The sequence below is a fragment of the Pseudomonas sp. PA27(2017) genome, assembly GCF_001945445.1.
Taxonomy (GTDB): domain Bacteria; phylum Pseudomonadota; class Gammaproteobacteria; order Pseudomonadales; family Pseudomonadaceae; genus Aquipseudomonas.
On the sequence record NZ_MSXW01000026.1, the window covers coordinates 417,030 to 429,104 of the forward strand.

10 protein-coding genes are annotated in these 12,075 nt (G+C 51.1%); 4 read left to right on the forward strand and 6 right to left on the reverse strand.

The features are described from left to right. Window positions 1-41 precede the first annotated feature (41 nt). On the forward strand, window positions 42-377 hold the full coding sequence (locus BVH06_RS15645) for a hypothetical protein (protein WP_075934671.1): 336 nt from the start codon (window positions 42-44) through the stop codon (window positions 375-377). A 102-nt stretch (window positions 378-479) separates the two neighbouring features. On the opposite strand, the gene BVH06_RS15650 is transcribed toward BVH06_RS15645, so the two are convergent. The 3 genes from BVH06_RS15650 to BVH06_RS15660 all read right to left on the reverse strand — a co-directional run bounded on the left by BVH06_RS15650 (window position 480) and on the right by BVH06_RS15660 (window position 6,584). Further along, a complete protein-coding gene (locus tag BVH06_RS15650) occupies window positions 480-3,362 on the reverse strand; it encodes a PAS domain-containing protein (RefSeq protein WP_371915296.1) in 2,883 nt (960 codons plus the stop codon). Between the two features lie 483 nt (window positions 3,363-3,845). Further along, complete coding sequence (locus BVH06_RS15655; RefSeq protein ID WP_075934672.1) at window positions 3,846-6,272, reverse strand: AAA family ATPase; 2,427 nt, start codon at window positions 6,270-6,272, stop codon at window positions 3,846-3,848. Window positions 6,273-6,308: 36 nt separating this feature from the next. Continuing rightward, a complete protein-coding gene (locus BVH06_RS15660; protein WP_139315655.1) occupies window positions 6,309-6,584 on the reverse strand; it encodes a hypothetical protein in 276 nt (91 codons plus the stop codon). Between BVH06_RS15660 and BVH06_RS15665 the strand changes: the two genes are divergently transcribed. Both BVH06_RS15665 and BVH06_RS15670 read left to right on the forward strand, forming a co-directional pair. Beyond that, entirely contained in the window at window positions 6,577-7,842 is a 1,266-nt protein-coding gene (locus tag BVH06_RS15665; RefSeq protein ID WP_075934674.1) for a hypothetical protein, read from the forward strand. The genes BVH06_RS15660 and BVH06_RS15665 overlap by 8 nt on opposite strands. Before the next feature lie 191 nt (window positions 7,843-8,033). Further along, window positions 8,034-8,303: a hypothetical protein gene (locus BVH06_RS15670; protein ID WP_075934675.1), complete on the forward strand. Its 270-nt coding sequence runs from the start codon at window positions 8,034-8,036 to the stop codon at window positions 8,301-8,303. 106 nt (window positions 8,304-8,409) lie between these two features. Here BVH06_RS15670 and BVH06_RS15675 read toward each other — a convergent pair whose 3' ends face one another. From BVH06_RS15675 to BVH06_RS15690, 3 genes are all read right to left on the reverse strand, one after another. Continuing rightward, complete coding sequence (locus tag BVH06_RS15675; RefSeq protein WP_075934676.1) at window positions 8,410-9,036, reverse strand: HAD family hydrolase; 627 nt, start codon at window positions 9,034-9,036, stop codon at window positions 8,410-8,412. Between the two features lie 57 nt (window positions 9,037-9,093). After that, window positions 9,094-9,900: a hypothetical protein gene (locus tag BVH06_RS15680; protein WP_139315656.1), complete on the reverse strand. Its 807-nt coding sequence runs from the start codon at window positions 9,898-9,900 to the stop codon at window positions 9,094-9,096. A gap of 383 nt (window positions 9,901-10,283) precedes the next feature. After that, entirely contained in the window at window positions 10,284-11,015 is a 732-nt protein-coding gene (locus BVH06_RS15690) for a metallophosphoesterase (RefSeq protein ID WP_075934679.1), read from the reverse strand. A gap of 273 nt (window positions 11,016-11,288) precedes the next feature. Here BVH06_RS15690 and BVH06_RS25475 point away from each other — a divergent pair, with 273 nt between their 5' ends. Next, window positions 11,289-11,648, forward strand: coding sequence for a hypothetical protein (locus BVH06_RS25475; protein WP_139315657.1), 360 nt, complete (start codon window positions 11,289-11,291; stop codon window positions 11,646-11,648). The last annotated feature ends 427 nt before the right edge of the window (window positions 11,649-12,075 follow it).

The window sequence follows — 12,075 nt, forward strand, 5'->3', positions numbered from 1 at the left end:
GGGGGAAGTAAAAAAACTTGGTTTACCGACGAACGGTAGCGTTGTACGAAGCTGACCTATTCATCGAGCACGCCTTACTGGTGAGCGTGGCAAAGATCTCGCAAGGCTTACTTGAGGAAAAAGTTTTGTCGCTGCTAGAGGTTCAGGCAGGTATGAGGCGCACCAGGGATCTAGGCAGTGAAGAGGACGTACAGCACCTGCAGGGTGACAGCGACTACACCCTGGGCGCCAATTTCCCTCTGTCGTTGGCAAGATTTTTTAACAGCGCCAAGATTTTTTTAAAATTTGCTCAGAACACTGAGAAAAAATTAACCGAGGATGGCCGCGCAACCAGGTTGGTGAGCTGCCCGACGGTTACGAAGGAAGCAGCCTTCTAAGAGCCAGACAGGATATTTTGAGCGCAGCAGCCGATCGCGTGCTGGACATCTATAAAGCGCTCCATCGAGCCAGCACCGTTAATCGATATCGCTTCTGCCCGCTTACTCAGCGGCCATTAACTCCTGAACCCTTGCAGTGAGGGAGTCCACTGAAAACGGCTTTGTTATCACCTGCATACCTGGCTGCAAATGCCCATCACTGATAGCGGCATTGGCAGCGTACCCCGTGATGAACAACGTCTTCAGGCCTGGCCGAAGCTCTCTGCCAGCATCAGCCATCTGACGTCCATTCATTCCGCCTGGAAGTCCTACATCGCTGATCAGCAAATCGATATGCACATCCGAGCGCAGAACCTTGAGGCCAGCGACGCTATCGGCTGCTTCAATAACCGAATAGCCACATTCGCTCAACGCCTCAACCAACAACATCCGCACCGTCGGCTCATCATCGACGACCAGTATCGTTTCCCCCTGTTCTGATAGCTCGACAGCATTGGCGTAAAGCTCTTCGCGCTCGGCATCCACGCTACCAAAGTATCGCGGGAGGTAGAGAGTAAGGGTCGTTCCTACGCCCACTTCAGATTTGATACGTGCCTGCCCACCTGACTGTTTCGCAAAGCCATAGATCATCGACAACCCAAGGCCGGTGCCATGCCCTATCGGTTTCGTGGTGAAGAACGGGTCGAACGCTTTCGCAACGACGTCTGGAGTCATGCCGGTGCCCGTATCCGAGACGCTTACGGCAAGGTACTGGCTCTCAGTGAGGTCGTAAGTTCGAGCAGCGTCGCGATCCATCCAACGGTTGGACACTTCGATTATGATCCGCCCCCCGTTAGGCATAGCATCCCTCGCGTTGATACATAGGTTGAGTAGCGCGTTTTCAAGCTGGCTACTGTCTACCTTCACCGGCCAGAGCTCAGCAGCTGCGACTGTTTCGAGACTGATGCTGGGGCCCACAGTGCGCTGTATGAGTTCGGTCATTCCCAGCAACAACGCATTCACGTCGGTAGGACGTGGATCAAGCGTCTGTCGCCGTGAAAATGCCAGGAGTCGGTGTGTCAGGGCAGCCGCTCTTCTAGAGGCTCCCTGAGCCGTGAGAATGTACTTCTCAAGTTCGTCCACTCGGCCTTGAGCAATACGTATGCCCATCATCTCCAGCGAGCCGGAAATGCCTGCCAGCAGGTTGTTGAAGTCGTGAGCCAAGCCACCTGTGAGCTGACCAACTGCTTCCATTTTCTGCGACTGTCGCAGCTTTTCCTCTGCCTGCATCAGGTCTGCTGTGCGTTCCGCGACTCGCTGCTCCAAGGTGTCGTTAAGCGCTCTCAACGCAGCCGTTGCGTGGTCTCGCTCATCCATAAGAGCACGACGTTCCTCGACATCGATCAGCACACCCGGAAAGTTCAGGGCGCCGCCATCAGCAGCGAGTTCGACACGCCCGTTTGCCTCAATCCAGTAGTACCTCTCGTCTGTGCGCTTCACACGGTACTGGTGGGAAAAAGCCCCGCCACGGACACTCACCTCATCGATGGCAGAGATCAACCCTTCTCGATCATTGGGATGAACGGTGGCAATAATTTGTTCGAGGCTGAGCCCCTGGAATCCAAGTGCTGGATCAAGCCCGAAAGCCTCGGCAAATGCCTTGTCTACCGTGAAGCGGTCAGTGGGTACATGCCAATGCCAGGTACCGATGATCGCACCGGCGGCAAGAGCAAGCTGGACACGCTCGATATTCTCGCGAGCAACTGCTTCACTGGCTTGCAAGCGATCTTGAGCATTACGTCTAGCAGTCACATCATTGAAGAAGACGCCGATCTGTCTCTCAGCGGGATCACCTACTGGAACAGCCTTTACGTCAAACCAACGCTCAAACGTATTTGCGTAATTTTCGAAGGCCAGTGGCTCACGCGTTTTAGCGACATGGCCGTAGGTATCAAACCAGAACTGCTCCAGTTCTGGTGCATACTCAGTCACCCACTTGCCACGCAAGTCGACGCCTGACTCACGCTCAAACGCCGGGTTAACCTCGATGAATCGGTAATCTACAGGACGATCTTGAGCATCGAACTTGACCTCAACGATGGCAAACGCGGTTTCGATTGTTTCGACGATTGTTCTAAAGCGCTCTTCGCTTTTGCGAAGCGCCGTTTCTGATTTTCGCCTGGATGTGAGGTCGAGCATGGCCCCAATCATGCGTTGGGCTTTGCCTTCAGCATCCCGGATTACATGACCTCGGTCGAACACTTCGGCGTAAGAGCCATCGTGGCGTTGAAAGCGGTACTCATCACTCCAGGAACTACCTTCGCCATCGATCACGCCGTGGATGGAGTGGTAGATACGATCCCTGTCATCAGGGTGAATGTGCTCCAGCCACCAATCACCGGTGGACTCCAAACCCGATACGGATTGGCCATATGCGTCGGTGAGCGCGTCGTTCCAAAGAACGTGATTGGCTGTGAGATCCCAATCCCAAATGGCATCGTTCGTCGCTTTCGCGGCCAATCGATAGCGCTCTTTGGTTTCCTCCATGGCTCGGGTATCGAGATGCTCCTTAGTACGATCACGCAGAATCGTCATGAACCCCAGATGCGCCTGCTTTTCCGAGTAGAGCGGCATCGTCTCGCCGGAGACCCAGATCGACTGACCATCCTTGCGCAGGTGCCAACGCTCATTCGAGGCATACCCGAATTCGATCGCATGCCGCATCCCGGACTCAATGAGGCCATCGTCTCGATCTTGAGCGGTATAAATTCGTGCCACGCTCTGGCCGAACATTTCCTCCGCGCTCCAGCCCATTACATGAACAGCTGCGGAGTTCCATCCGGTGATCGTGCCGGCAGGGTCGGTCAAGATAATCGCGAAGTCGACAGCGCTATCAAAAACAGCCTTTTGACGTGCTGCGTCCTCAACAGAGCCCGCTTGGTCTTGGCGAGGGCTTTCATCCAGACTATCGGGCTCCACGCCGGCTCGCCTAAGGGCAGCGCGCAGTCGCTCGTTTTCGGATTCGAGCTGCTCACGGGTAAGGCTTTTCAGAATGTGGCCCTCACGAGAAACGGTATAAGCGCAGACTCATCAACGCATTCAGCGACCAATCATAGGCGGTGGATGTGAGATCCAGCATATGAGCTCCAAAGTAAGGGATTTTCTCGCTTATTTTAAGGTTTTTGCATAGGTATTGGCGGTTTGCAAAATGCGACGCTTTGTACCACCCTCCGCCACCGGACGAACCGCCATCTTTAGCGCAGCGATTTGATCGGGAAAAGCGATAACGGCGGGCAGCTCCTGGCCTACTTCTGCCAGTTGGCGACAGGCAGAAATCGGCCAATAGCGGACTCTCGACCTAGTACGGCTAACGACCCAGGGCTGCCCTTGGCAGAGGCCAGATCTGGGTGAATAGCGGGCCATGGAGTACGTCAGGCTACCGCCCAATAGACGATCGATTTGGTTGGCAGCGTTCCCGAAAACTGTATCTCAAGCCGCCCGCTCAGGTTCGCCGATGCTTTTCAGCAGAGCATTATATTGGATGGGGTCAGAAGCATGTATTTTGTCCAATACGTAGTTTGCTACCATAGCGATCTCGGGGATTTCTATCGGCTTAAAGCTTCTATCTGGTACGGCTTCTAAATGAGAAAATTCATTGTTGAGCCGATTGACAAGGGCGATGGCTGTGTCCTCTTCTTCCCCGAAGAACTTTTTGATTCGTTCAAAGCTGTCGCTTTTGTCATCATGGTAGGGATATTTGAAGAAGAGGAAGGCCTCAAGGAATTTCCGCAAGTTATTGCCGAAGCCAAAGAAGGGCTCGTGACTGACCTGTGCAGCTGCTTGGTCTTTGCACTTGTAGATTTGGTGGAATAGATAGTGGAATTCAGTAATGTAGTCCTTGAGGTAAGACGGCATGAGCAGGATGTTACTTCCTGCCCCGTTGCGTTCAATCATGAAATGCTCGTGGTCAGAGCTGCTTTTCGTCTTACCGTCCCCAGTAGCTATCTTTTTCGTTGGAATAGATAAGCGTTTGAGATATTTCAGAAAGTCTAAGTTGTGTGTTGAGATAAAAAGCTGCTTGTATCGATAGGCGTTTGAGCTATCGGCTTTTTTTACTGGCTTGGCAATCAAGCTCTCAATTAAGCTAAACATGAAGAATATATGATTGCTGTCCAAGCTCGAAATTGGGTCGTCGATATATATGATTAATTCTTTGCCCTTGCTATCAGGGTCTTCTAACTTGGCGATGAAGTAACAGAAGGCAATCAAGCTGCACTCACCTTCGCTTAGGTTGTACGCTGCCTTACCGTCTCGTGTGATCTCAAATTTGACGGTTGCCTTGTCAGGACTGTCACGAGGTTCAAGCTTAAGGCCGTCATGACCGAAGAAGTTGTTGAGCAGTGAGTTGACACGTCCAGCACCTTTGCGCTCATCCCTCTGCTTGTTTCGCAAAGTTTGGACTTCGACCTCCGCGTCACGAATTTCTTTTTCCGCACTCGTATAGGCTGTGTCTGCGGTATCGGCGTTAGTCTTGAGGGTTGCTATGTTGGCAAGTTCCGAGTCGTAGGTAATCGCATCCGCAAATGCAGACACGTCAGCCAATCGAAGCGCATCCTTGGCGGAAGCCTTATCCTCTTCCAGCGTTTTTGTTTTGTTGTTGTTAGTGGCAATCAAGTCATTGATAGCGTTCACATGCTGCTGGATCTCTTTGGGGTTGTGCAATGAGGGCGGCAGTTCCACCGGTTGGAAAAGATCATTTTTTCGTGCTTCCAGTAATTTTTTTAGCCCCTCCAAGTCTTTCTTGTAAATACCCAATTCATCTGCAAGCGCCTGGCTGCATGTATCGAAGGAAGAGCGCTGCTCCGTGTAGAACTGATCGTTTCTCAGCGTGATTAAGCCAGCCACAGTTGCGATCTCGCTTTTCACTGCGTCGATGGTATTCTCCAAATCTTTTTCTAGGTCGCCAGACTCCTTGCTGAAATGCTCATCGAGGGTCTGCCAAATGTCATGGGGCAAGCTCTGTCGACAGAAAGCACATACGTCCCGTTTATCACGATGATGAGGGATGCCTTGCTTAACCCATAGTTGCAAAAGACTGTCGTTGAGCAGCTCTTGGATAGGCTTGGTCGGCGTAATCGATTTGGATAGAAGTGGTTCAGCTTGGCTCTTCAGTGATTCATATCTGAGCGCAATGGCAAGTGTAGCTGTAATGTCAGGCAAGGCCTCTTGCTTGAGGAGCGCAGCCTTTGCAGCCTGCTCCAGAAGTGTCAGTGGAGTAAATCCAGCCGTCTTAGTAGTTGCAATGTCGCGTTTGATGTTATCGATATTGTAGACGGGAACGCCGTATTGGGGATTCTTCTTGATCTTGTCAGCGGCGTGTGAGCGGAGCTTGCCATCCAACGCACTAAGAGCAGCACTGTGGCCGCCCTTGGTACGATCTCGCTCTTTTTTTCTTCCCTCCAGATCAAAGCGGAGGCCGGCCTTGGCCTCAACGCTGCCCAGCTTGGTTTCGACGGCAGCAATGGCGTCGTCAATCTCTTTGTTTTTCTCACCGACGATGGCGAAGGTCTTGATCTCCCCGCCTATATCCTGGTTGACCAGGAAGCCCAAGTTCTCGGCCACAAAGTCGCGGTTATACACTCTCACGTCATAATCGTGTGTCAGTAGTTCGGAGCAGGTGACAGCGCCCTTGTTGCCAGTAACGGTGAAGGACGCACCCGTGTAGTTCGACGGAAGCTTGCCTGTTTCCAGCGCACGAAAAATACGCGAAAGGGTCGTCTTGCCCGAGTAGTTACGCCCGTAGAGAATGTTTAGACGCTGGAATGTTTTAACGTTTTTTCCGCTGTCTCTTACGACCTTCTTCCATACTAGGCCGGAAAAGCTGCCGAAGCTTGCGATGTCTATCTGATTGATCACTGATCCATACCTATCTTGGAGGATTTGGGGGGGCTTTCACCCGATGTTTTTTTCTGCTCTGAGTGCTCTATAGCAGATTGTGAGCTGGCCGCTTCTGGCCTCTTGCAGCCGTTGATGACGGTCGAAAATCTGCACATAGCGGCCAGTGACGACCGGCTTAAGTCGGGCAAAATCGGCTAGGCAGAGGTTTGTGTAATCAATGAAGTAATCTGAGGTATAGCAAACGCCGCCATTGGCATCAAATCGTTTCTTGAATTTTGCTTTTTGAAGCTGAATGCTGATAACAAAGCGAAAAAGGATAATCATGAACATCTGCAAATGCTTTCAATGGAACACATGCGGCACAAAAATAGATTGCAGAATAGGCATGTCAAATAGAGACATTCAGCCATTCCAATTCGCTTGTCCAAAATGTGAAGAGCGCATTTCATTTGTTTTTGGTCAGTCAGATGGTGAGTTACTGGGGGCCACAGAATTAGAAGATTTTGAGGGCCTATTTAATGGAACTAACCCTTTTGTTGATCTCCACTTGGATTTTCCAGTCTACTTCGGCGATTACGTAATGGGTATGACCACCTTTCTTAGGGTTACGCGAGAAATCGGTCATCAATCGTACCAGCACTTAAATCTACGCTTGAACATGCTGAATGCGCTTTACCCAATGCAAAATGACTTGAGAAGTGTGATTACCCAGTACAAACGTAGAGATATGGATAATTTTGAAAAGACTTGTGCAAGAATACCCGGAGCCAGTCTGAAGTCGCGTAAAAAAGAGGATGTGCTAGCCGCGCTGTATACCGCTACATCCGTGATGTCTTCGCCGTTTACAATTCATGAGCATAACTCCGAGATAAGCTCAAAGGCATCTGAGCTATTCATGTGGCTTCACCAACACCACAATGAAAAGGCAATTGCATTTGTTGACGAAATTTTAGGCAATGGATTTCTCAAGAATCTGCATAATGATTGCTTGTCTTTGTATCCAAAGTTGGTTGCAATGGATTTACCGTTTCGCTCAGCATTTTTCTACGATTATGCGAATACGGAAAACCTTGGGAAAATCCCCGCTCGAATATCTACAGCAGACTTCGATTTCTGCAGTAACTATTATAAAGATTTGGCAGAAGTTTTCTCGCGTCAGCTTACTTTCTTAGCTGGATTGAATAACCTCATAAAGCGTGGATGTAGTGATCTTTTTGAGTCATCTCTGAAGCTGACGAAAGCTCAGAAGATCAGGCCTGAGCTTGAGAGTCTGCATTCATTTTCGAATGTAGATCTGGGAAGTAAGTTGGCGCTTATAGACGACTGCTTCTATCGGATTGATATGGATGCCATTGACAATAAACTAAGGAATGGCATTGCTCATTACAAATATGAGTATAAAGAATCGACGCAAATAGTGAAATATTATCCTAGCAAAGAAGGTATGAGTCGGGATAAGTATTACGAAATCTCATTCATGGAATTTATCAGGAAGTCGCTCCTGTTGTTTAGGGAGGTTCACGGCATTAATCACATCATGAAGGCAGCGCTTTTCTATTGCGTGTTAATTCTAAAAAAAGAAATCTGATGTAGTAACTGCTAATTCATTTCAGCATAGGACGACAGGCAGCAATGTGTCGGAAAAGGGGCGGGTTATATACAGTCGAACCGGCTGCTCCTGGCCAGAAGTGGACACCCAGGAATGTAGCTTTCCGGCGGCATAAGGTGTTAGTAAGTCTGCCCGTCGCTTACGATACGCCCCCAAAGGAATGAGTGCTAATGGAACTAACACTGAACGCTGCACGAGCATTAAGAGATGGTGGTATTGACACTATGGCTGCCTTAGATCAGATGCTAATCCAGACCCTGAAATATCTCCCTGCAGAGCAGCATGCTGATATTAAGCTCACGACAGGCCGGCTAATGGCCGCTGTCACTGAGGAAATCATCAATAAGGCGATAGCGGCGTTTCCGGAACTGAATCCGGACGACGAAACCTGGATTGCGGTAGTGAAAAGCAAAGGTCTTGAAAGGTCTTCAACGCTTTAAAAGTTAACGTGCGGCCTACCAGATGAGTCGGAGCGCTCATCTGGTGCTGCCACCCCATGCCGCCAGCTCTAGCTCGCAGCGGCTGGCTGACATCCGAAACAGCCCCTCATCCCTGAACCACTAACTCTGCGAATTTTACGAGGTCTTCAAAATCCCCATTGCCAGTGCGGCTTAGGTGAAATCCAGCAATCCCCGCAGCTCTAGCCCCGTTGCGATCGCATTTAATCGAGTCTCCGATCATTACCACCCTCTCGCCTCCCAGCTGGCTGCCTGGTTGAACCATCAAGTCGCGGCACACAGCCTGATAGATGTATGGATCCGGCTTCATAGAGCCAACCGCGTAACTGAAGCCATACCCATCAAGCTCTGGCAACAGTTCGCGTACAGCTGGGCCATAGCCCGAGGCCAAATTTGAGCACAAACTGATCGTGACGCCTGCCGACTGCAGAAGCGCAATTGCCTCCGCCGCATCCGGATAGACCTTCAGACTCAATAGTTCTGCTTCGAGCTCTTCAGCTAGCTGCTGCAGCTGCTCGTCGCTGACGCAAATGTTGAGGCGCCGCGCCAACTCCTCCCAACCGAACTCATTCGTCATGATCATCTTCACATCGTCAGGCGTGGGCCAGCGCCCCTGCTGCCGGCCCAAACGCAGAAGCTGCAGGTGCGGGTTGCGCCTTTCCCCGATGCTGATGACAGTTCCGAAGACATCAAAAATAACTGCTGTGGTCTTCATCGAGACTCCTGGGGTCGCCTGAGCAGCTGCGTACTGATTACTGATGCAGCGAGCGCCCTAAACGCCGACGTCAACCTGAAACCTCAGGTCGCGAAGCTGATCACTGAGCGCGCTGACTGGGAGCGCGATTAGCAAGCGGATTGCAGCATGGTGTGTCGCTTTCGCGGAAACGTTGAATTGTCCATCCAGAACGAGAACGGCCTGCCACTCCGGGAGGTATCCCAGTGAAAGCAGTGCAAGGAAAAACGGGTCAGGACGGCGTCTGGTGCATTCGATGAGAACCTGAGTTTTCTCCAATACCATGAACTCGTCTCGCGCTTGTTTAAGCGTGCTTTTGAGCTCCTCAGGATCCATCAGGTGGGCAAGCTGGAAAATCGTTGAGTTGCGCTCAGCTTCTCCACTGTCACCTGTAAGATCTGTCTCGTCCACAGTTGCGATCGTCCTTCTGCTGCGCTGATTCGGAAGTCCGACTTTGATCAACTTCACCTCATCTTCATTGGCAAGCTCGACGTCATTCGAGAAGTCCGGTTGGCGGTCAGGATCACTACGAAACATGAGATCGACGGGGCTGATGCCATCTGAAAAATCCAGGCCATCCCTAGCCTCTTCAAAACTCCGCCAACTGGCTATGAGATACAGGCTCCCGGACTGGGTGAGAAAGAGTCGATGGCCGGAGATCTCGAATCCAAAATTGATTCTTGAGCTCATCATGCGAGCGCCATCGCGAAAGCGCTTTTCTTTGTCGCCATGAACCTCACCGCATAGATGTCCATTCCAAAGATAAACCTGGCTCATGACCGCAGTTACCTGATGTTGCGAAGATAAAGTCTGCATCGCTCTAAACGCATTCAACACATCCAACATCAGTCAGATACCCTAAACGTTTGGCCATCAGCACTTAAGCCTGACAGCGATTATCTATACGTAGATAAGTGATGTGCTCACACTGATCGAAGGTGCGTGGGCCTATTTTCGGAGACAATGACGTAGTGATCTTTGCCACAAGCGCTCTGTACTAAGCAGAAATCTCCACGTGAAGTGAGCTTACGCACAGGTGGTGTCACTACAGTCTCGCCATTGCTGATCGATCCCGCAAAGTCCAAAAAGAGCGTACCGGCGTAACGACTGCCCACCCTCGCGGCGTTCGTCAGGTAGGCATCGATAAGCACGCCCCAGTTGATGCGCGATGCCCTCTCGACATCAGCCGGTATGTTTTTTTCATCCACCACATCAATTCCTGGCAAAACTTAAAGATCAATTGCAAATGCAGGGCTGAAGCCCGTGTCCTCATCTGGATAGCCCCTTGGATTTGAGATCAGACGACACCCGTAAAACTTATCGTCGACTGCTTCATGCGTGTGTCCAAAAATCCAAACGTCAGCCTTGCTCACGAGTTCCGGCCAATTGTTCGAATACGCCGCACTGAGGTGATCTTGGTGCTCGCCCCCTATCAATTGCATCAGTGGGCAGTGATGAGTGACTACTATGGTTCTGCCGTCAAATGGCTTCTCCAGCTCGCCTTTCAGCCAATCATAGGCAATACGATTTCGCTTAATCACGTCTGCGGGTCGCAGCTTCCGAAAGCTGTCGCCAGCCCGGATCCGTTTGTAATCGTTCATCTCATTTTGAGCTACATGAGCTGCGGTCAACGGATCCCCTGATAGCGTAAAATCCGTCCAAGCCGTGGTGCCGAGGAAACGTACCCCTTCCCAGACAAATGCTTGGTTTTCCAACAGGTGTAAGTGTGGGGCCGCCGCTACCTGCATTTTTTCCCAGGTGCGATCAATGTGCCCGCTATAAAACTCGTGATTCCCCGCCACGAACACTGCGTGACATTTGAACGCGTCGTTTGCCCACCCTACGGCCTTCACACCCTTCCCGATGTCCCCGGCCAACACTGCGATGTCGGCATCACAGTGGGGTGGCTCGAAACCAACGCCAAACTCAAGATGAAGGTCGGAGTAAATCGAAATTCTCATGCTTTTTCTTCAGGCCAATTTCGAGTCGCGAATTAGCCATATATTGATGCGTGGCACTCCGACGACGCGCGCTCAATCAACACAAAGGCACGCCGCCCGTATAAATGACTATATACATATATGCGGGATTACTCAATTGCGGCTTACCGAACTCCGTCCTGAAATCCAGAGGGTGATGTCTCTGCCATGGTAAAATGCCGTAGCCGTGCAGCGCCTCAGCGTATTGCTGGATCGCCACACGAGCAGATCTGCAGAAGGGAAATGGGTAGGCGAATGACTCGCAAAGAGGAACGTCTGGTGTGGGCATGTGCGTTGGAATTATTTGCACTGCCCGTCCTACAAAGCTTTGTGCTGAAGAGCATCGAGTACATTCATGCTGGCAAGCCTGAATGCGATGTCCCTCGGTTTGCGAGCGCTGAGGGCATGTCGGAAGTCGCGGGCCACATCTTGGCCGACATCGAACAAGGTAAACGTCCACTTTTGCATGACTTCCGTTCATTTAATCGTGAGCATTTACGAGCATTGAAAGATGTTAGGTTTGCGATCGCGTGCGAGATCCTCAGGCGTGTCCCGGATGAGAATCTCACTCCCCACCTCTCTGATATCAAGTTTCGGGACGACTTGGGGATCTAAGTCACCGCGCGCCTGCAATACCTTCTTTGAGGCGGCGATCAGCATGGCGGCTCAATCCGGTCTCTCGCCCTGGTTATGAGTACCTACTGCACCAAATTCATCGTTTGAGGGGTACTGATCGAGCCTCATAGATGAGCCTTCGCGCAGCCAAAGCTGTAGCAGAGGAAGGTTGGTATGGCGTCTTCAGAGCGATCGCAGCCAATCTAGGATCGGAGGAATTTGCCGGTCGGCCTGGGTGAAAGGAGAAGAAATTTTCTCTGAATGAAAAAACCCGGCTAATCGCCGTAATGCTGTTCACTTAAGCGGAGCAGCCTTACGATCCACTGGATATCGGGTTTTGGAAATCTTCACCGTCCTGGGTCTTCCCGGCCTTGGACGGTGATCCAGAAACATTCCTCCGATACCTCCCCGCAGCTCAGCCAACCTT

Excerpts from the sequence above, each read along its gene's own strand:
- BVH06_RS15670 (WP_075934675.1), top strand. The coding sequence starts at position 8,034 with ATGGAACTAACACTGAACGCTGCACGAGCATTAAGAGATGGTGGTATT.
- BVH06_RS15660 (WP_139315655.1), bottom strand. The coding sequence starts at position 6,584 with ATGTTCATGATTATCCTTTTTCGCTTTGTTATCAGCATTCAGCTTCAA.
- BVH06_RS15675 (WP_075934676.1), bottom strand. The coding sequence starts at position 9,036 with ATGAAGACCACAGCAGTTATTTTTGATGTCTTCGGAACTGTCATCAGC.
- BVH06_RS15680 (WP_139315656.1), bottom strand. The coding sequence starts at position 9,900 with ATGTTGGATGTGTTGAATGCGTTTAGAGCGATGCAGACTTTATCTTCG.
- BVH06_RS15690 (WP_075934679.1), bottom strand. The coding sequence starts at position 11,015 with ATGAGAATTTCGATTTACTCCGACCTTCATCTTGAGTTTGGCGTTGGT.
- BVH06_RS15665 (WP_075934674.1), top strand. The coding sequence starts at position 6,577 with ATGAACATCTGCAAATGCTTTCAATGGAACACATGCGGCACAAAAATA.
- BVH06_RS25475 (WP_139315657.1), top strand. The coding sequence starts at position 11,289 with ATGACTCGCAAAGAGGAACGTCTGGTGTGGGCATGTGCGTTGGAATTA.